General features: G+C 70.7%; 13 protein-coding genes, 1 tRNA gene and 1 pseudogene. 5 read left to right on the forward strand and 10 right to left on the reverse strand.

Annotation, left to right across the window (positions count from 1 at the left end; translation table 11 throughout):
* The first annotated feature begins 243 nt into the window (after positions 1-243).
* The 3 genes from ACFVYE_RS20750 to ACFVYE_RS20760 all read left to right on the forward strand — a co-directional run bounded on the left by ACFVYE_RS20750 (position 244) and on the right by ACFVYE_RS20760 (position 4,811).
* On the forward strand, positions 244-1,449 hold the full coding sequence (locus tag ACFVYE_RS20750) for a cytochrome P450 (protein ID WP_389606777.1): 1,206 nt from the start codon (positions 244-246) through the stop codon (positions 1,447-1,449).
* A gap of 430 nt (positions 1,450-1,879) precedes the next feature.
* Positions 1,880-2,935 carry a type III polyketide synthase gene (locus ACFVYE_RS20755; RefSeq protein WP_389606779.1) on the forward strand — a complete coding sequence of 352 codons (1,056 nt, stop codon included), beginning with the start codon at positions 1,880-1,882 and terminating at the stop codon, positions 2,933-2,935.
* A 181-nt stretch (positions 2,936-3,116) separates the two neighbouring features.
* Complete coding sequence (locus ACFVYE_RS20760) at positions 3,117-4,811, forward strand: bifunctional 3'-5' exonuclease/DNA polymerase (RefSeq protein ID WP_383958459.1); 1,695 nt, start codon at positions 3,117-3,119, stop codon at positions 4,809-4,811.
* Positions 4,812-4,824: 13 nt separating this feature from the next.
* Here the strand turns inward: ACFVYE_RS20760 and ACFVYE_RS20765 are convergent, their stop codons facing one another.
* The gene (locus ACFVYE_RS20765; protein WP_383958461.1) at positions 4,825-5,073 is read right to left on the reverse strand and encodes a hypothetical protein; all 249 of its coding nucleotides are present in this window, start codon (positions 5,071-5,073) and stop codon (positions 4,825-4,827) included.
* Between the two features lie 129 nt (positions 5,074-5,202).
* A pseudogene (locus ACFVYE_RS20770) lies at positions 5,203-5,775 on the reverse strand (alpha-lytic protease prodomain-containing protein); the annotation flags it as partial.
* A 207-nt stretch (positions 5,776-5,982) separates the two neighbouring features.
* Between ACFVYE_RS20770 and ACFVYE_RS20775 the strand changes: the two are divergent.
* Entirely contained in the window at positions 5,983-7,101 is a 1,119-nt protein-coding gene (locus ACFVYE_RS20775) for a DUF2804 domain-containing protein (RefSeq protein ID WP_389606782.1), read from the forward strand.
* A gap of 38 nt (positions 7,102-7,139) precedes the next feature.
* Complete coding sequence (locus ACFVYE_RS20780; protein ID WP_383958465.1) at positions 7,140-7,820, forward strand: phosphotransferase; 681 nt, start codon at positions 7,140-7,142, stop codon at positions 7,818-7,820.
* A 184-nt stretch (positions 7,821-8,004) separates the two neighbouring features.
* Here ACFVYE_RS20780 and ACFVYE_RS20785 read toward each other — a convergent pair.
* The 8 genes from ACFVYE_RS20785 to ACFVYE_RS20820 form a co-directional block, all read right to left on the reverse strand.
* Positions 8,005-8,078 (reverse strand) — tRNA-Thr (locus tag ACFVYE_RS20785).
* 119 nt (positions 8,079-8,197) lie between these two features.
* Positions 8,198-9,724, reverse strand: a complete 1,527-nt coding sequence (locus tag ACFVYE_RS20790) for an alpha/beta hydrolase (RefSeq protein ID WP_383958467.1) — start codon at positions 9,722-9,724, stop codon at positions 8,198-8,200.
* 106 nt (positions 9,725-9,830) lie between these two features.
* A complete protein-coding gene (locus ACFVYE_RS20795; protein ID WP_383958469.1) occupies positions 9,831-11,036 on the reverse strand; it encodes a DNA polymerase III subunit delta' in 1,206 nt (401 codons plus the stop codon).
* 185 nt (positions 11,037-11,221) lie between these two features.
* A complete protein-coding gene (gene tmk / locus ACFVYE_RS20800) occupies positions 11,222-14,356 on the reverse strand; it encodes a dTMP kinase (RefSeq protein WP_389606785.1) in 3,135 nt (1,044 codons plus the stop codon).
* A gap of 288 nt (positions 14,357-14,644) precedes the next feature.
* Entirely contained in the window at positions 14,645-17,500 is a 2,856-nt protein-coding gene (gene topA / locus ACFVYE_RS20805) for a type I DNA topoisomerase (RefSeq protein ID WP_383958473.1), read from the reverse strand.
* Between the two features lie 330 nt (positions 17,501-17,830).
* Complete coding sequence (locus ACFVYE_RS20810) at positions 17,831-18,028, reverse strand: hypothetical protein (RefSeq protein ID WP_383958475.1); 198 nt, start codon at positions 18,026-18,028, stop codon at positions 17,831-17,833.
* Between the two features lie 363 nt (positions 18,029-18,391).
* Entirely contained in the window at positions 18,392-19,906 is a 1,515-nt protein-coding gene (locus ACFVYE_RS20815; protein WP_389606788.1) for a methyltransferase, read from the reverse strand.
* Positions 19,907-19,998: 92 nt separating this feature from the next.
* Positions 19,999-20,616 (reverse strand): small secreted protein, encoded by a 618-nt coding sequence (locus ACFVYE_RS20820; protein ID WP_383958479.1) that lies wholly within the window; start codon positions 20,614-20,616, stop codon positions 19,999-20,001.
* Positions 20,617-20,791: the final 175 nt, after the last annotated feature.

Consider the following 20,791-nt stretch of genomic DNA (forward strand, 5'->3'; position numbering starts at 1 on the left):
CCGTCGGGCCCCCCCCGGCCTCTATCCCCCGCCCCGCGCCCCCCCCCCCCCCCCCCCCGCGGGGGGGGGGGGGGGGGGGGCCCCCCCCCCCCCCCCCCCCCCCCCCCGGCTGTCGAATCAGTTCTGCATATGGACCAATCGGCCCGGAGTGGCGCGTGCCTGTGCGGGTGACCGGGCACCCATGTCCCGTCCAGCCCGCAGATTCCTCGAACCACCCGTCAGATCCCCCCTCTGGAGCTCCGTATGGAACCAGTCGCCGGCGCACGGCACTGCCCGTTCGACTATGCCGAGGCCCTCGAATTCGACCCGGTGCTCAGGCACTTGATGACCGAAGAACCCGTCTCCCGCATCCGGCTGCCGCACGGCGACGGCGAGGCATGGCTCGTCACCGGCTACGACGACGTGCGCACGGTGACCACCGACCGGCGCTTCAGCCGGAGCGCCATCATCGGCCGGAACTTCCCGCGCATGACCCCCGAGCCGATCGTTCAGGACGAAGCGATCAACGTGATGGACCCGCCGGGCAGCAGCCGCCTGCGCAGCCTGATCTCCAAGGGCTTCGCGCCTCGTCACATGGAGCGCATGAAGGTCCGTACCCAGCATGTCGTGGACGAGCTGCTGGACCGGATGGAGGAGCACGGAGCCCCCGCCGATCTCTTCGAGCATCTGGCGGCCCCGCTGCCCCTGACCACCATCTGCGAGGTCCTCGACATTCCCGAGGCCGACCGCGCGCAGCTGCGCGCCCATGCCCGGACGATGATGGACACGACCGTCGAGAACCGGGACGACGCGGTACGGGCCAAGGCCGATCTCCGCGCCTACTTCCAGAAGCTGACGGCGCTGCGGCGCGGGAACCCGGGCGACGACCTGATCAGCGCGCTGGCCACGGCTCGCGACGGGGACGAGATCCTCAACGACCAGGAACTGACCGTGATGGCCATGGTGCTGCTCATCACGGGCCAGGACACCACCACGTACGAGATCGGGAACATCGCCTACACGCTGCTCACCAGGCCCGACGAGCTCGCGATGCTGCGCGACCGCCCCGACATGCTCCCGCAGGCCATCGAGGAGCTGCTGCGCTTCATTCCCTTCCGCAAGGGTGTCGGCATTCCCCGTGTCGCCACCGAGGACGTGGAACTGAGCGGCGTGGCGATCCGGGCGGGGGACATCGTGCATGTCTCCTATCTGACGGCCAACCGGGACGGCCGGAAGTTCGACCGGCCCGACGAGCTGGATCTGGAGCGCGAAAGTCCGTCCCATATGACCTTCGGCTGGGGCGGCCATCACTGTCTGGGTGCCCCGCTCGCGGCGACGGAGCTCCAGGTCGCCATCGGAACTCTGCTGGAGCGTTTCCCGGCTCTGAAGCTGGCGACGCCGGCCGAGGAAGTGCGCTGGAACAAGACCTCGATCTGGCGCTATCCCCTCGAACTGCCTGTCACCTGGTGACAGGGGAGGTCCGGCGACGCACCGGGCCTCTGTGTACGGACAGTGATGCTCATTGATGATGCGTCGCACCATGGCGCCCGGCAACCCGGAACAGTCCCGGGGCGCCGGGCGCCTTTCCACGCCCTGCTGCGCGCTGTGCGTCGGCTCGACATGCGGCCCCGATCCGCCTGCCGTAGCGTGATCCCGACGGCCACCCACCCAAGCCGTGGCGGATCAGTATCCGCCCATGAACGGCTAGAACTCAGTCTTCGACGGTCGGCCCGTCCGCGCCCGTATCAGGGGTTACCGAACCCGGCGCAGGAATCCACCAAAGCTCCGATTCGCGCGGCACCGCGCGTGCGGAGCCGTGGTGGCCACTCCCGCGTCGATGAACACCCCGTAACGTTCCGGGCCAGGCGGTGTGGACCAAAAGTCCGCTAGGAGGAGTTCCATGGCGGTTCTCTGCAAGCCGGCAATCGAGGTTCCCGAGTATGTCATCACCAACGAGGAAACCCTGGAGCTGGCTCAACGGTTGCACGGCGACCATCCGCAGATCGACCTGGTCCTTCGTCTGATCGAACATACCGGGGTGCGGAAACGGCACCTGATCCAACCGATCGAGAAGGTGCTGCAGCACCCGGGCTTCGACGCCCGCAGCATCACCTACGAACAACAGACCAAGGCCAGGGTGCCGGCGGTGGTACGCCGGGCACTCGATCAGGCCCAACTGGAGCCGCGGCAGATCGACTTGATCGTCTACGTCTCCTGCACCGGCTTCATGATGCCTCCGCCGACCGCGTGGCTCATCGGCAAGATGGGCTTCCGGCCGGAGACACGGCAGATGCCGATCGCCCAACTCGGCTGCGCCGCGGGCGGCGCAGCCGTCAACCGGGCCCACGACTTCTGCACGGCTTACCCCGACGCCAATGTGCTGATCGTCGCCTGCGAGTTCTGCTCGCTGTGCTACCAGCCCACCGATCTGGGTGTCGGATCCCTGCTGTCCAACGGCCTGTTCGGCGACGGCATAGCCGCCGTCGTGGTCCGAGGCAGCGGTGGCACCGGAGTCCGCCTGGAAAGCAACGGCTCGTACATCATCCCGGACACCGAGGACTGGATCTCCTACGCGGTCCGGTCCACCGGATTCCACTTCCAGCTCGACAAGCGTGTGCCAGGAACCATGGAGCCCCTCGCCCCGGCCCTGAACGCCGTCGCGGAGGAGCACGCGTGGAACGCCAGCAAGATGGACTTCTACATCATCCACGCGGGCGGCCCGCGCATCCTGGACGACCTGAGTCGCTTCCTCGACGTGCCGCCGGAAGCGTTCCGCTTCAGCCGCGCCACGCTCACCGAGTACGGCAACATAGCCAGCGCGGTGGTGCTCGACGCCCTTGGCCGCATGTTCGACGAGGCTTCGGCCCTTGACGGCCACCGCGGCCTGATGGCGGGCTTCGGCCCCGGCATCACCGCCGAGATCTCCCTGGGCACCTGGACGACGGACTCCGAGTAGGTTTCGGCCCGCCCGGCGCTTGTGGCCCCGGTCCTCCAGCCCGTCCGGCGCTCGAGGACCGGGGTCCGGGGCAGAGCCCCTGGTTCCGGAAAGGGACGGGGTTGGGGTGAAATCCCGCGCAGCGGCCCACCCCGCCCCGCGCCCCACGCCCCTGTCAGTGCCGGGTGCCAGACTCGACAGCATGACCGAACGTTGGGCTCTGGCCACCACGGAGACCGGCGGCGCCCTCCTCGCCCCGCTGGACTCCACCGGCCTGCCCACCGCCGCGGTCCTGACCGAACCCGACCTCGTGGAAGCGGTCCGCTCCCGCCCGGATGTCACCCGCTGGGTCTGGCGGTCCACCGCCGAGATCTACCCGCGCCTGCTCGCGGCCGGCGTCCCCGTGGCCCGTTGTTACGACATCGAGGTCGCCGAGTCCCTCCTCCTCGCCCACGAGGGCCGTCTGGGCGAACCCCGTTCCGCAGCCGCCGCCCACGCCCGCCTGCGCAACGCCCCCGTACCCCCCGATCCTCCGCCCCGCTCCGCCGAGCCCGGCTCGCAGTCCTCCCTCTTCGAGCCGCAGTCCGGCACGGATCTGCCCCTCGACGACCTGCTCCAGGTGTACGCCGACCAGCTCCGCCGCCACGACGCCACCGCACACCCGGGCAGGATGCGCCTGCTGACGGCCGCCGAATCGGCCGGCATGCTGGTCGCCACCGAAATGAACCGGTCAGGCCTCCCCTGGCGCGCCGACGTGCACCGGGACGTGCTCCACGAACTGCTCGGCGAGCGTTACGCGGGCGGCGGCGAGCCCCGCAGGCTGGCCGAGCTGGCCGACGAGGTGTCGGCCGCCTTCGGCAGACGGGTCCGCCCCGACCTCCCCGCCGACGTGGTGAAGGCGTTCGCACAGTCCGGCATCAAGGTGAAGTCCACCCGGCGCTGGGAGCTGGAGGAGCTGGACCATCCGGCGGTGGAACCCCTCATCCAGTACAAGAAGCTGTACCGGATCTGGACGGCGCACGGCTGGAGCTGGCTCCAGGACTGGGTGCGCGACGGCCGCTTCCGCCCCGAGTACCAGCCGGGCGGCACGGTCAGCGGCCGCTGGACGACCAACGGCGGAGGAGCGCTGCAGATCCCCAAGGTGATACGGCAGGCGGTCGTCGCCGACGAGGGCTGGCGCCTCGTCGTCGCGGACGCCGACCAGATGGAGCCCAGAGTGCTGGCTGCGATCTCCCGCGATCGCGGTCTGATGGAGGTGGCGGGCCATGACGGCGATCTCTATACGTCGCTGTCGGACCGGGCCTTCCACGGCGACCGGGACCACGCCAAGCTCGCCCTGCTGGGCGCGATCTACGGCCAGACCTCGGGCGACGGCCTGAAGAACCTGGCAGCCCTGCGCCGAAGATTTCCGCTGGCCGTGGCCTTCGTCGACGATGCGGCAAAAGCGGGCGAGGAAGGACGCCTCGTACGGACATGGCTGGGCCGGACCAGTCCGCCCGCGGCCGGGAGCGAGGAGAACGACGAGGCCGGCATCCCGCAGGAGAACACGGAACAGCCCTCCGCCGAGGGCGAATTCACCCCTGGTTACGCATCGTCGAACGCCCGCGCGCGAGGCCGCTTCACCCGTAACTTCGTGGTGCAGGGCAGTGCGGCGGACTGGGCGCTGCTGCTCCTGGCCGCCCTGCGCCAGTCGCTCGGCTCCGCCGGTCTGCGGGCCGAGTTGGTCTTCTTCCAGCATGACGAGGTGATCGTGCACTGTCCACAGGAGGAGGCAGAGGCGGTCGTGGAGGCGATCCGGGCAGCCGGCGACCTGGCCGGGCGGACCGCCTTCGGCGATACGCCGGTCCGTTTTCCGTTCACGACGGCGGTCGTGGAGCGCTACTCGGACGCGAAATAGCGCCACCTGCGGATCACCCGCCGGAGCCGGGCATACCCGGCCCCCGGGGCCCTCCGCTCCCCTGCTGTTCACCCGTGTCCCGCCCCGGGGCAGGTCCCGGAGCAGGTCGTGCGCCCGGTCCGTCGTCGAACCCGGCCAGCCCGTGATCGTAGTGCGCGGGACGCAGATGCTGATGCCGATGCCTGGCATTGAGCCTGTGGATGACGAACGCTGCGATCGCGATCATCGCGACGACGACCACGACGGTGACCAGAATGTCCATGCGGTACCGGCCCCCTTCGATGCGCAGGCCGACAAAGGCGGCTCACCGGGAGCCGTACACATCCAGGCTACTCCGCAGACCAGCACCCGCCCCCGGACAGCGGACCCACCGCGTGCGCCGTATCCACTTGCGTTCCCACAGCGCGGGGACGTTCGGCGGTTCCCAGCCGATGACGGCCGAGTGCGCCTGCAGACAGCGGTACGTGACCCCGCCGCACGTGACACGGTCTCCCGCGTTGCAGAGCGCCCGGCCGCCCAGGCGGATCCGTCGGGTCGGTGGGCGGGTCCGCCTGAGTGCCGCTGGTGACCAGGGTGAGCCCAGCGCCGGGTTCACCGGCTGGAAGTACGTCGTACCGCCCTGGGGGCAGTTGCCGGAACCGCCGGAGGTGACGCCCTGCGCCTGGCGGCCGGAGATGAACGAACCACCGCAGTCGCCCGGTTCGGCGCACACATGGGTGCGGGTGCCCCCGGAGACGATGCCCTCGGCCGAGGCGCGGGCGGCCTGCACGACCACGCGGTTGGTGGCCACGTCGACGTACCGGCCGGGTATGTCCCTGGGGGCCTTGCCCAGTGCCGGCCGGTCCAATGCGGCCTCGGCGGCGTCGAGTTCGGCCAGGCTGTGTCCGACGACGACAGGCCCGGCACCGGCCTTGCCGATCCGGGCGGCGTCCGTGGCATCGGTGGTGGCGACGGTCGCGATGGCGGTACACGCGGCCGGGGCGCGTCTGCGGAGGATGGATCTCTCCATGGAACTCTCCTTGATTTCGGGGGAATTGCCGCCCAGGTAGCCGCGTACACGTCAGCCTCAGGAGATCCCGCTCTCCCCCTCACCTCGCGTTATGGGGCACGTGACCGGCGGCGTCGGGGCCTTCCCGGCCCCGAGCCGCCGGACTGGCCCTAGGCTCCGCGCATGGCCACGCATGAACGCGAGATCACCGAGCCCGTCGACCTGTGCCTGCCGGACGGCCGGCTGAACCCTGCGGCCCGCGGATGGTCCAGGCAGCCGCTGCACCGGGCGAATCTCCGGGGCTGGGGCCGGACCAAGCGGTGGGAGTACTGGTGCGTGACCACACCGACCCACCTCGTCGCGCTGACCGTGAGCGACCTCGACTTCCTGGCCCTGAACACCGTGTACGTACTGGAGTACGGGTCGGGTGGCCGCGAGTTCGAACGCACCGCGATCGTCCCCGGCGGCCGCGGCGTCCATCTCCCGGAGACGATCGCAGGCGCGCCCGGCTCCCCCGCCGTGGTGGTCGGTCCGCAGCGACCGACCAGCGGCAAGGTCAGGATCGAGATCCGCGAGGAGAACGGGGGTACCCGCCTGCGGGCCCGCTGCCTGACCCCGTCCTCACCGCAGGAGCCCAAGGGGACGAGGAGGACCAGGGAGACCGTGGAGGTCGACCTTTTCGCCGCTCTGCCCGCCGGCCACGAAACGCTGTCCGTCGTCGTGCCGTGGAGCGAGCACCGCTTCCAGCACACGTCGAAGCACACGGCCCGCCCCGCCTCCGGCACGGTCCGGATCGGCGACAGGGTCCTGGAGTTCGGCGAGGACGCCTGGGCCGTACTCGACCACGGCCGGGGCCGCTGGCCGCGTTCGGTCGACTGGAACTGGGGCGCCGCATCGGGCCGTACGGGCGGTCACACGGTGGGGCTGCAGTTCGGCGGCCGCTGGACGCGCGGCACCGGCGCCACCGAGAACGCACTCTGCGTGGACGGCCGGATCACCAAGATCGGCCAGGAACTGGAGTGGCGCTGGTCGCCCGACGACTACATGGCCCCATGGACCATCAGATCGGCGGACGACCGGACCGTGGTGGACCTCACCTCCGCCCCTGACGACCGGCCCCTGGTGGACCTCACCTTCACCCCCTTCCACAACCGCTCCGCCCGCACCGACGCCGGCCTGATCGCCAACCGCACCGACCAGTGCTTCGGCCACTACACCGGCCGCATCCGGGACGACAAGGGCCGCGAGATCGCCGTGGACCGGCTACTCGGCTGGGCCGAGGACGTCCATATGCGCTGGTGATCTCCCCGTGCCGCCACCCGCACCCATAGGTTCGTCCCATGCGAATAGGTGAGTTGCTGGGTGCCGGACGATCCGCCGATGTGTACGCGCTCGACCAGAAGTGGGTCCTGCGCCGCTACCGCGACGGCATGGACGCCACCCACGAGTGGACGGTCATGTCCTACCTCAGCGCCCACGGCTACCCGGTCCCCCGCCTCGGCCCCCGCAACGCCGAGGCGGCACCCGGCGATCTGGTGCTGCAGCGCCTGACCGGCCCGACGATGCTGCAGTCCCTGCTGTCCGGCGATCTCTCTGCGGCCGAGGCCGGCACCATGCTGGCCGGCCTTCTCGCCGAACTGCACACCGTCCCCGCCCGGCTCTCCCCGCACCCCGAGGACCGGATCCTCCACCTCGACCTGCACCCGGACAATGTGATGCTGACGGACCGGGGCCCGGTGGTGATCGACTGGAGCAACACCGGGGAGGGCGTACCGGCCGCGGACCGGGCCATGTCGGCCCTGATCCTCGCCCAGGTCGCGGTCGACGTCCGTTCCCCCGTGTCGGCGGGCGCCCGTGCCCTGCTGGATGCCCTGTTGCCGCACTTCTCCGCCTCCGGCGGCATCCCCGACCGCCACCTCGCCGAAGCCGCCTCGCACCGCACGGCCAACCCGACGATGAGCCCGCACGAGGTGGCCCTCATCGGCCGCGCGACGTCACTGATCACCGAGTTGACGCACTGAGCGCCCGTACCGCCGACCGGCCCACCGGCTCGTTGTGGCCGATCCGGCCCGGCCCCGAGCGGGCGGCCCTCTTCCCCCTGCCACCGGGTCGCTGCATGTCAACCGGAGGCCCTTTGCGGCAGCGGTCGAACAAGCGCATAAGAAAAACCCCAGGTCACGGCGAGTGAGTCCTGGGGTAATTCCGAGCCGCCTTCGGGATTCGAACCCGAGACCTACGCATTACGAGTGCGTTGCTCTGGCCAACTGAGCTAAGGCGGCACGCTCTGTCGCACCATGGTGCGATCAGCAGCGTCGCCAAGTCTACACAGTTTCCGAGGGTGCTCCGTACCAGCCCGGCTTTGGCCCGTTTTCGCAGGTCAGCGGCAAGACGGATGCGATCAGGAGCACATCTTGCCCTCGGTCGGCGGGGTGCCGTCCAGGAGGTAGGTATTGATCGCCGTGTCGATGCAGTCGCTGCCGCGGCCGTACGCCGTGTGGCCGTCGCCACGGTAGGTGAGAAGAGTTCCGGAGGAGAGCTGGCCGGCCAGGGACTCGGCCCACTTGTACGGAGTGGCCGGGTCGCGGGTGGTGCCGACCACGAGGATCGGGTCGGCGCCCTTCGCCTCGATGCGGTGGGGGGTGCCGGTGGGCCGGACCGGCCAGTGGGCGCAGTTCAGGGCGGCCCAGGTGAAGGTCCTGCCGAAGACCGGGGATACCTTCTCGAAGCCGCTGAGTGCCTGGGCTGCGGCATTGGCGTCGGCGAAGGCGGGCGGCAGATCCAGGCAGTTCACGGCGGTGTTGGCGAACATCAGGTTCGCGTACGTGCCGTTCGGCTCGCGCTCGTAATAGCTGTCCGACAGGGAGAGCAGGCCGGAGCCGTCACCCTTCTCGGCCCCGGTGAGGGCATCGCGGAGCTGGGGCCAGGCCGACTCGTCGTACATGGCGGCGATGACTCCCGTGGTGGCGAGGGATTCGGTGAGCTCGCGGGAGGCGCCGGTGGGGATCGGCCTGGCGTCGAGGCGGGCGAAGAGCTGCTTCAGACGAGTGGCCGCATCGGCGGTGGAGGTGGTGCCGAGCGGGCAGTCCGCCTTCTTCACGCAGTCGGCGGCGAAGGACTTGAACGCGGTCTCGAAGCCCGCGGTCTGGTCGCGGTTCGCGTCAACTGCGGGGAGCGACGGGTCCATCGCGCCGTCCAGGACCAGGCGGCCGACCCGGGCGGGGAAGAGCTCGGCGTACGTCGCGCCGAGATAGGTGCCGTACGACGCCCCGACGTAGTGCAGCTTCTCGTCACCGAGCAGGGCCCGCAACATGTCCATGTCGCGGGCCGTCTCGGCCGTGGAGACATGCGGGAGGATCTCGCCCGAGCGCCGCTCGCAGCCGCTTGCGAACTCCTTGTAGGCGTCGCTCAGCCTGTTGACCTCGGTGGCGTCGTCCGGGGTCTGGTCGACCTGGGTGTAGGCATCCATCTGCGAACCGGTGAGGCATTCGACGGGCTCGCTGCGGGCCACTCCGCGCGGGTCGATGGCGACCATGTCGTAACGGGCCCGGACCTGGGCGGGATAGCCGATGGCCGCGTAACTCTGGAGGTAGCCAACGGCCGAACCGCCGGGGCCACCCGGATTCACCAGGAGGGAGCCGATCCGCTTGCCCGGTCCGGTGGCCTTCGCGCGGGAGACGGCCAGCTCGATGTCGCCGCCGTCCGGCATCGCGTAGTCCAGGGGCGCCTTCATCGTCGTGCACTGGAACCCCTCGACGCCGCAGTCCCGCCAATTCAGCTGCTGCGCGTAATACGGCGCGAGCGCGGCGGGGGCCGATGAGGCGGACGGCGAGGCGCTCGTCGAACTGCCACTGCTGCAGCCGGAGATGAGGAGGCCGGCAGTGCCGAGCGCGGTGGCAAGGATGCGGAGCGGGCGCCTGGTGTCCATCCCCGGAGCGTAGTCGCCGCGTGACGGCTCGCCCGCTTGTCTGCTCGTACGGGTGAAAAAGCAGTGATAAACGGTGATGAGCAGCGGCGATGAGTGACGAGTGGTGTCAGCCCGCGCGCAGCGCCATCGTCATCGCCTCCACCGCGAGCAGCGGCGCCACATTGCGGTCCAGCGCCCGGCGGCAGGCGAGCACCGCCTCTATCCGGCGCAGGGTTCGCTCGGGCGTGGAGGAGCGGGCGATGCGGTCGATGGCGTCCTGTGCGTCCGCATTGGCGATGGCGATCCGCGAGCCCAGCTGGATGGCCAGTACATCGCGGTAGAAGCCGGTCAGATCGGTGAGGGCGAGATCGAGGCTGTCGCGCTGGGTACGGGTCTTGCGGCGCTTCTGTCTGTCCTCCAGCTCCTTCATCACCCCCGCCGTGCCGCGCGGCATCCGCCCCCCGGCCGCAGCGCCGAGCGCGGCCTTCATCTCCTCCGTCTCCTTGGCGTCGACCTCCTCCGAGACCTGCTTGGCGTCATCGGTGGCGGTGTCGATCAGCTCCTGGGCGGCCTTGAGGCAGCCTCCGATGTCCTCGACCCGCAGCGGGAGCTTGAGCACGGCGGCACGACGGGAACGGGCTTTCTCGTCGGTGGCGAGGCGGCGGGCCCTGCCGATGTGGCCCTGGGTGGCACGGGCGGCGGACGCGGCCCGCTCCGGATCGATGCCGTCGCGCCGGATCAGGACGTCGGCGACGGCGTCGACCGGGGGCGTGCGCAGCGTGAGGTGGCGGCAGCGGGAACGGATGGTGGGCAGCACATCTTCGAGGGAGGGTGCGCAGAGCAGCCACACCGTGCGCGGCGCGGGCTCCTCGACGGCCTTCAGCAGGACGTTCCCCGCGCCTTCGGTGAGCCGGTCGGCGTCCTCCAGAACAATGACCTGCCAGCGACCGACGGCCGGTGAGAGCTGGGCGCGGCGGACCAGCTCGCGGGTCTCCTTCACACCGATGGAGAGCAGATCGGTACGGACCACGTCTACGTCGGCGTGCGTACCGATGAGGCTGGTGTGACAGCCGTCGCAGAAGCCGCAGCCCGGTGCGCCGCCCAGGGCGCGGTCGGGGCTGGTGCACTGGAGGGCGGCGGCGAAGGCCCGGGCGGCGGTGGAACGGCCGGAGCCCGGCGGTCCTGTGAACAGCCAGGCGTGGGTCATCTTCGACCCCGGAGGCACCGGCTCCCCCGCGGAGTGGGCGGTGACCAGCGCATCGGCGTCCCGGGCGGCGGCACCGAGCTGCTCCTGCACCCGGTCCTGACCGACCAGGTCGTCCCATACGGTCATGGGTCACCGCCCTTCCGGTGGTGTGCGGCTGCGCGGCTGTCCTGCGATGCGGCCGCGCAGCTGTGATGTCACTGCTTGTCGATCCGGCTTCCCCGATCCGACTCCCATTGTGGGGGACGGGTCTGACAATCCCGGCAGCACCGCAGTCCGGCTGCCGGGCAGACCCGCCCGGCAGCCTCCGCGGATCAGCGGCGGGGGCGCCGTCCCCGGCCCGAGGGACCTGAGTCCTCGTCGTCGCGGTGGTCGCCCAGCAGTTCGTCCGCCAGCGTCGGAAGATCGTCCAGCGGGGTCTCCTCGGCCCAGTCGGGACGAGGGCGCCGGCCCCGGCGCTCCTGGTGTTCCTGACCGTCCCAGTGGTCCTGAACCGGCTGCGGGGCGACCGCATGCGGGTCGCTGACCTGCGGGAGCTCGCGCGTGCGCTCGTTCTCGTTCTCCCGGGCGGAGTCCGCCGGGCGCTCGTCACGGAAGATGCCCCGCGGAACCCGGTCTGCCGGGTTCGCCTCCCGGGCGTCACGAGCAGCCCGGGCGTCGCGTACGTCCTGTACCGGGGGAAGAACCGTCGTCTCATCCGCGGCACCCGCCGCGCCAGGGCGCTCGGACCGGTCGTGGATCTTCGGAATCATTGCCGTCTCGGCCTCGTCGGAGGGCGAGGGCGGGGTGACCGGCGAAGGCACCGGCTGCGTCACATCGTTCGGGTTGACGATCGGTGTCGGCACCGTGATCTCGCTGTCCGGCACCGCCGCAGCCGTCTCGGCCTCGGCCTGCCGGCGGGCTTCCTCGGCCCGCAACAACGCCTCTTCGGCCTTGCGCTGCTTCTCCAACCGCCGCGCCTCGGCCTCCTTGCGCAGCCGGGCCTCCTCCTCGGCCTGCCTGCGCAGCCGGGCCTGCTCGGCCTCGCGGGCCGCTTCCTCGGCCGCCAGCCTGGCCCTCTCCTCCTCGGCCAGACGCCGGGCTTCCTCGGCCCGCTGCCGGGCCTCCTCCGCCTGGCGTTCGGCCTCGCGCTGGCGTGCCTCCTCCAGCTCGCGGCGCTTGCGCTCCTCCTCCTCGGCCCGGAGCTTGGCGAGCTGTTCCTGCCGCTCGCGCTCCAGCCGCTCCTCCTCGGCCTTGCGGGCCGCCTCTTCCTCGGCCTTGCGCCTGGCCTCTTCCTCGGCGGCCTTGCGTGCCTCCTCCTGGGCCTTGATCTCGGCCTCGGAGAGCGGGAGGAGCTGGTCGAGCCGGTGGCGCACGACCGTGGTGATCGATTCCGGATCCTGGCCCGCGTCCACCACCAGGTAGCGGGTCGGGTCGGCCGCGGCCAGCGTCAGGAAGCCGGACCGCACCCGGGCGTGGAACTCGGGCGGCTCGGACTCCAGCCGGTCGGGCGCCTCGGTGAACCGTTCCCGCGCGGTCTCCGGGTCGACGTCCAGCAACACCGTCAGATGCGGTACGAGTCCACTCGTCGCCCAGCGCGAGATCCGGGCGATCTCGGTCGGGGAGAGGTCACGGCCCGCGCCCTGGTAGGCAACGGACGAGTCGATGTAGCGGTCGGAGATGACGATCGCGCCCCGCTCCAGCGCCGGACGGACGACCGAGTCGACGTGCTCGGCGCGGTCGGCCGCGTACAGCAGTGCCTCGGCCCGGTTGGAGAGCCCGGCCGACGACACATCGAGCAGGATCGAGCGCAGCCGCTTGCCGACCGGGGTCGCGCCCGGTTCGCGGGTGACGACGACCTCGTGGCCCTTGGCGCGGATCCACTCGGCGAGCGCCTCGACCTGGGTGGACTTGCCGGCGCCGTCGCCGCCCTCCAGGACGAGGAAGAAACCGGTCGCGGCGGGGGCGACGGCCGGTTCGCCGCCGCGCAGTGCCTCGCGCAGATCACGGCGCAACGGCACTCCGGAGCGGTCGTCCGTCTTGGCGAGGACGATCACGGATGCGGGCAGCAGCAGTGCGCCGATCAGCATCAGCGCGAAGGCCGCTCCACCGTGGGCGAAGACGAAGTCACCGGAGGTCAGCCGGTGCTCGCCGATCGCGGCGGCCAGCAGCGGGCCCGCGAGCGCGCCGAGCGCGACGAGGACCCGTACGACGGCCTGGAGGTGTTCGGTGGTCCTGGCCCGGCGGAACTCCTCGGTCTCCTGGTCGACCAGGACATGGCCGGTGCCGGCCGCGACACCCGCCGCGTATCCGGCGAGCACCGCGATCATGAGCACGGTCGCCGTGTCCGGCACGAGTCCCATGGCAAGGAGTGCGATGCCCGTGACGGCCGTGGCCAGCGCGAGCAGCCGGCGCCGCGACAGCGCGGGCAGCACCTTCCCCGCGGTTCGGATGCCGACACCCGTGGCTCCGGTCAGGCCGAGGATCAGCAGGGCGAAGGTGGCGGGGCCGCCGCCCAGGTCGGCGGCGTGCAGTACGGCGACGGCGGCAGCGGCGGCAATGGCTCCGGCGACTGCGGCACAGACACCGACGATCAGCGGCACGGATCCGGTGCGGCCCTTGTCGGGTCCGCTGCCCGTCGAGGGCCGACGCAGGCCCTCCAGCGGCGAGCGCGGGCGGGGCGTCTGCGAACCGGGCAGTTCCAGGAAGTACAGGGTGGAGATCGAGGCCGAGAAGAGCCCGGCCGCGACGTACGAGCCGAGGGCCGCCTGGTGGAGCGAGAACCACTCCAGGCCCGAGCCCAGCAGGTTGCCGATGAGCGTGGCGATCAGCAGGACGGCCGCGGCGGCCGGAATGGCGGCGAAGTCGGTACGGATGGAGAGCCGACGCAGTGCGTCGAGGTGGTCGGGCAGCGGACGTACAGCGGCGCCTTCGGGGGGCGGGGCGGGCAGCAGCGCGGGAGCGGCACCGTCCTTGGAAACCGTCCACAGGCGTTCGGCTGCGCCGATGACGAAGACGGTGATGAGGATCATCATGAGCGCCTTGTCGGGCATCCAGTCGATCCACAGCGGTGCGACGACCAGCAGCGCGAGCCGCAGACCGTCCGTCCCGATCATCAGCCACCGCCGGTCCAGCGGTCCTCCTGGCGCGGTGAGCGTCGTCAGCGGCCCCAGGAGTACGGCTCCGAAGAGCAGGGTGGCAAGGATCCGGGCACCGAACACCGCGGCGACGGCGAACGCCGCCCCTCGGTACCCGGCTCCGAATGAGCCCTCAAGGACCGCCGCTTGCAGCGACATCAGCACCAGCACGAGAAGGGCGAGTGCATCGCCGATACTGCCGACGAGCTGGGCGCTCCACAACCGCTTCAGCGGGGGAACACGCAACAGGGCTCGTACGGCGCGCTCGCGTGAGTCTGCGGCAAGTGTGTCGGAGGTGGGGCTCACGACCGTTGGCTGCTCGGCTCGCGTCATCCGCCCAGCCTATCCGGAGCTGCGGGGTCCCCGGAGGCCCCGCCCGAACATATGGGCGTCCGGGGGCCGGCGTCTGCGGCCCGACGCCTGCGATCGGGGGCATTCCCAGCCCTCCGGCGCCTGAGGAGCCGGGTCCGGGGCAGAGCCCCGGTTTCGAGAGGGAGCGGGTAGCGGACTGCCCCTCCACAGGCGCCCCGCCCTCGCCCCATCCCTCTCGCTCACCCGGCCCCGGTACGCAAACGCCGGAGGGGCTGGAAAGCCCAGCCCCTCCGGCGATCGGTCGTACGGTCAGTCCTCCGCAGACGCCGCCGTCGTCTTCTTCGCCGCAGTCGCCTTCTTCGCGGTCGTCGTCTTCTTCGCCGCGGTCTTCTTGGCTGCCGCAGTCGTCTTCTTGGCCGCCGTCTTCTTCGCGGTCGCCTTCTTGGCCGGGGCCTTCTTCGCCGGAGCCTTCTTCGCCGTCTTCTTCTTGGCGGGCCCCTTGGCGCGCTTCTCGGCGAGCAGCTCGTAGCCGCGCTCCGGCGTGATGGTCTCGACGCTGTCGTCGGTCCGCAGCGTCGCGTTGGTCTCGCCGTCGGTGACGTACGCACCGAAGCGCCCGTCCTTGACCACGACCGGTGCCCCGCTCACCGGGTCGGTGCCCAGTTCCTTCAGCGGCGGCTTGGCGGCGGCGCGGCCGCGCTGCTTGGGCTGGGCGTAGATCGCGAGAGCCTCTTCGAGGGTGATGTCGAAGAGCTGTTCCTCGGAGGTCAGCGACCGCGAGTCCGTGCCCTTCTTCAGATACGGGCCGTAGCGGCCGTTCTGCGCGGTGATCTCGACGCCGTCGGCGTCCTCGCCGACGACACGCGGCAGCGACATCAGCCTGAGTGCGTCGGCCAGCGTCACCGTGTCCAGCGACATGGACTTGAAGAGCGAGGCCGTCCGCGGCTTGACCGCGTTCTTGCCGGTCTTCGGGGTGCCCTCGGGCAGCACCTCGGTGACGTACGGGCCGTAACGCCCGTCCTTGGCGATGATCTGGTGCCCGGTGACCGGGTCCGCACCGAGCTCGAAGTCGCCGCTCGGCTTGGCCAGCAGCTCCTCCGCGTACTCGACGGACAGCTCGTCAGGCGCCAGGTCCTCCGGCACGTCCGCGCGCTGGTGGCCCTCGGAGTCCTTCTCGCCGCGCTCGATGTACGGGCCGTACCGGCCGACCCGGAGCTTGATGTCGTTGCCGACGGCGAAGGAGGAGATCTCGCGCGCGTCGATCGCGCCGAGGTCGGTGACGAGCTCCTTCAGACCGCCGAGGTGGTCGCCATCGCCGTTGCCCGCGTCGGAGGCCGCCCCCGCTCCGGCCGTGTCGCCGGCGCCCGCACCGAAGTAGAAGCGCTTCAGCCACGGCACGGACTGGGCCTCGCCGCGCGCGATGCGGTCGAGGTCGTCCTCCATCTTCGCGGTGAAGTCGTAGTCGACGAGCCGGCCGAAGTGCTTCTCCAGCAGGTTGACCACGGCGAAGGAGAGGAAGGACGGGACGAGCGCCGTGCCCTTCTTGAAGACGTAGCCGCGGTCCAGGATCGTGCCGATGATCGAGGCGTACGTCGACGGGCGGCCGATCTCGCGCTCTTCGAGCTCCTTGACCAGCGAGGCCTCGGTGTAGCGGGCCGGCGGCTTGGTGGCGTGGCCGTCGACCGAGATCTCCTCGGCGGACAGCGCATCGCCCTCGGCGACCTGCGGGAGGCGCCGCTCACGGTCGTCGAGCTCGGCGTTCGGGTCGTCGGCGCCTTCGACGTACGCCTTCATGAAGCCGTGGAAGGTGATCGTCTTGCCGGACGCGGAGAACTCGGCGTCCCGGCCGTCGCTCGCCCGGCCGCCGATCTTGACGGTGACGGAGTTGCCGACCGCGTCCTTCATCTGGGAGGCGACGGTCCGCTTCCAGATCAGCTCGTAGAGCCGGAACTGGTCGCCGGTGAGGCCGGTCTCGGCAGGGGTGCGGAAGCGGTCGCCGGAGGGGCGGATCGCCTCGTGCGCCTCCTGCGCGTTCTTGACCTTCCCGGCGTACGTGCGCGGCTTGTCCGGCAGGTAGTCGGCGCCGTACAACTGCGTGACCTGCGCCCTCGCCGCGGAGATCGCGGTGTCGGAGAGGGTCGTGGAGTCGGTACGCATGTAGGTGATGAAGCCGTTCTCGTACAGCTTCTGCGCGACCTGCATGGTGGCCTTGGCCCCGAAGCCCAGCTTCCGGCTCGCCTCCTGCTGGAGGGTCGTCGTGCGGAACGGCGCGTACGGGGAGCGACGGTACGGCTTCGACTCGACGGACCGTACGGCGAACGTGGCGTCGGCGAGCGCGGCGGCCAGGGCGCGGGCGTTCGTCTCGTCCAGGTGCAGCACCTGACCGGAGCCGGACTTCAGCTGCCCGTCCGGACCGAAGTCACGGCCCTGGGCGATGCGGCGGCCGTCGACCGCGCTGAGGCGGGCGGCGAGGGTCGACGGGTCGGAGGCGTCACCGGTGCGGCCGGTGGCGAAAGTGCCGGTCAGGTCCCAGTACTCGGCGGAACGGAAGGCGATGCGCTCGCGCTCCCGCTCGACGACGAGACGGGTCGCCACGGACTGGACGCGGCCGGCCGACAGGCGCGGCATGACCTTCTTCCACAGGACCGGCGAGACCTCGTAGCCGTAGAGACGGTCGAGGATTCGGCGGGTCTCCTGGGCGTCGACCATGCGCTGGTTGAGCTCACGCGGGTTGGCGACGGCCTCCCGGATCGCATCCTTGGTGATCTCGTGGAAGACCATCCGGTGGACCGGGACCTTGGGCTTCAGGACTTCCTGCAGGTGCCACGCGATGGCTTCGCCCTCGCGGTCCTCATCGGTGGCGAGGAAGAGTTCGTCGGACTCGGCCAGCAGCTGCTTGAGCTTCCTGACCTGCGCCTTCTTGTCCGCGTTGACGACATAGATGGGCTGGAAGTCATGCTCGACGTCGACGCCGAGCCGACGGACCTCGCCGGTGTACTCGTCCGGGACCTCTGCGGCGCCGTTCGGCAGGTCGCGGATGTGCCCGACGCTCGCCTCGACGACGTATCCGGGGCCGAGGTAGCCCTTGATCGTCTTCGCCTTGGCAGGCGACTCGACGATGACGAGTCGGCGGCCGCCCTGTGCGGTCTCGCTGGTCGGGGACAACTTCGCTCTTCTCTCCGGTCGACACTCAGTGGGCATCCGGGCAGCGCGATGACGCTGCCGATGGTGCTGTCGCTGCGGAGTGTGACGGTACAACCCGCCCCCGTGTCAAACGGCAAAAGCCCGCAACGGCCACTCGAACGGTAACCCGACTTCCGCCATTCCTGCCGCCCGGACTGCCCGGTCCATCGTGTGCACGGCCGCTGCCTGCGGGTTTCTGGTTGCTGTGGCGGCGCTGCCGGCACCGGCGGTGAGAGGCGGACGGGCCGGGCGTGTTCCCTGCCACTGACCGCCTTGACCTGCGGTTCCCGGCCCGGTCCGGCGGGGAGTGGATCAGATGCGGGTGAAGCACCACACACCGAGGGCGAGAAAAAGTACGCCGAACACAGTGGCGAGAGCGGCGGAGGCGACGGGGCTCACACCGTGCGCCACCGGCGCACGGTGCAGCACGCGCGCCCCCGTCCACAGCAGCAGCGCGGCGCCGAACAGTGCGAATGCTGTTCCGGCGAAGACCGCAGGTCCGCTCTCCATGCCCGTACGCCTCCCTGTCCCTGCTCGGCCGGGGCCCGTGCCGTCCGGTCGGGGGAAGGCTGCCACCCCAGGACGTCGTGCACGCGAACCCCCGGTGAATGGCCGGATTCACACATCCCGGGAGCGCGGGACCGAGGCCCCGGGGGCAACACCGGTCCGCGAGCCAACCGGAATCCACAGCCCCCGCGGCGGACCGTCGGCGGTGAGCGTGAAGACGCTGATGACGAGCCCGTTCATTAGATACGGCAGCACGCGCCCGGACCGGAACGGAGCCCGGTACCGGAGACAGCCGCGGTGCCGGAGCCGACAGCCGCCCCACCCCGGGACCAGGGCCGGGCTGGGGCCGGGCCCAGAGCAACGCCATCAGCCCGCCGGCGGCACCGGCTCCAGGAAGCCCTCCTCCACCAGCAGCCGGATCGCCTGCGGGGTGCGGTCGCGCAGCAGCACGGGGTCCTCGTTCATCAACTGGGCGATCGCGTCCAGGATCCGGCCCGCGGGCAGCGTTCCGTCGCACACGCCCGCGAAGCCCGCGCCGACGGCGTCGACCTTCGTCGCACGCCGCATGCCGCGGTTCTGACGGAGCACCACATGCTCGGGGTCCTCCGCGCCCGGCAGTCCGACCTGCTCCTGCACGACCTCGGCGGCGAGTGCGAAATGGCCGGCCAGGAGCGCCGCGTCGTCCTGTTCGCGGAGGTAGTCCTGGCGGGCGAAGTGGGCCTGGACGGCCGGTCCGAGCGGCTGCTCCACCGCGTGCGGCCACTCCTCGATCACGACGGACGGGTTCCCGGCAGCAGCCGCGACGGACTTCCGCAGGGTGATCCAGCCGAAGCCGACGCCCTTGGTCTTGCGGGCCTCGAACTCGTCCAGCCAGGCGTCGTACCGTGCGGCGTACTCCGCGGGGTCCGTGCGGTGGTCGCCGCTGTCGCGCAGCCACAGCTCCGCGTACTGCGTGACGTCCTGGACCTCGCGCTGCACGATCCAGGCGTCGCAGCCGTGAGGCACCCAGGAACTCAGCCGGTTCTGCCACTCCTCGCCCTCGACGTGCTGCCAGTTGGCGAGGAAGTGGGCGTATCCGCCTTCGTTCAACCGGCCGCCCGACTGCTGCACCAGGGTCCGGCACAGATCGTCGCCGCCCATGCCGCCGTCGCGGTAGGTGAGGCGGGCGCCGGGCGAGATGACGAACGGCGGGTTGGAGACGATCAGGTCGTACGTCTCGGTTCCGACCGGCTCGTACAGGGAACCCTGGAGCAGCTCGGCCGGGGCGGCGCCGGACAGGGCGAGCGTCAGCCGGGTGAAGTCCAGCGCACGCGGGTTGAGGTCGGTGGCCGTGACCCGGGTGGCGTGCTGCGAGGCGTGCAGTGCCTGGATGCCGGAGCCCGTACCGACATCGAGCGCGGAGGCGACAGGCGTACGGACGGTGATCCCGGCGAGTGTGGTGGACGCCCCGCCGACTCCGAGGACCACGCCCTCCTCGCGCGAACCGATGCCGCCCGCGCCGCCGACCGCGCAGCCCAGGTCGGAGACGATGTACCAGTCCTGCCCCTCGGGCCCGCTGTACGGGCGTACGTCGACCGTGGCCCGCACCTCCTCGCCGGTCCGGGTCACCCAGCCGTCCTCGATGCACTCGGCCAGTGGGAGCGCGGCGCGGGCCCGCTCGTACGGGACGGGGTGCTGGAGCAGGAAGAGCCGCACCAGTATTTCGAGCGGGGAGTCCCCCCTGGTGGCACGCAGCGCCGGAACCGTCTCACTGCGGGCGAGCGCGGCATAGGCCGGTGCACCGAGCAGGTCGAGGAGCCCGTCGGCGGTGAAGGCGGCGGCGAGCAGGGCTTCGCGGAGCCGGGGCGAACGGTCGGGCGCGGGGAGACTGGTCGTACTCACGCACCCATTGTGGCCGCTACCGCTGACAACGGCAGCGGCCCGGCGCCCACCATGGCCGCCGGGCCGTCCGTACAACCACTGCTTCCGCCCGGTTACGGCTTCTTGCTGGGAGAGGCGGACGGCGAGGCCGACTTCGAGGAAGCGGTATTCGGCGGCACCGAGGCCGTCGGCTTCTGGCAGCCCTTCTGCTTCGCCATCGCGGTGCCGACCTCGCCGGACTGGAGCTTCTTCAGCGCCTCGTCACCGCCGGTGCTGATCTTGTTCAGCTCGTCCGCGATGCCCTTGAGACCGTCGGCGAACTTCGCCTGGTCCTTCGTGTTGAGGGCGTCGACCTTCTTCTGCAGGTTCGCGTACGCCACGGAGGAGGCGTTGAGCTCCTTCACGGCCTCCTTCTGTGTGGTCTCGCCGCCGTCGACCGGCGGCGCGCCCGCCGAATCGACAGCCGCGCCCAGTGCCTTGTACGCCTGCGAGATCTGCTGGAAGGCGGCCGAGTCGGTCTTCTGGACGTCGGCGGGCTTGCTGTTGTCGGCGGTCTGCTGCTGGATGGCGGCGTTGGCGTTCGCGATCTTCTGCAGTTGGGGCTGGACCTGGTCGCAGACCTTCTTGGCCCAGGCGTTCACCTTGTCGCTGTTGTCGTCGCTGCTGCAGCCCGACAGCGTAAGTACCAGTACCGCACCGCCGGACAGCGCGGCCGCAAGCTTCTTGTTCACCGGATCGGTCCCTTCCAAGGCTCTCGGCCCCGGAACTTACACGTCGAGCGCCCTCCATCCGGGTGCCGGACGTCCGATGAGTGACCTTTTGCAGCCATTTGCACCAAGGGAAATGAGGGAGATACAACTCACCCACACAGCCCTCCGGACGCTGGAACACCTGCACGAGCAAGCA

Origin of the sequence: Streptomyces sp. NPDC058239, from assembly GCF_042882185.1 — a bacterium.
In the GTDB taxonomy this organism is placed as follows: Bacteria; Actinomycetota; Actinomycetes; order Streptomycetales; family Streptomycetaceae; genus Streptomyces.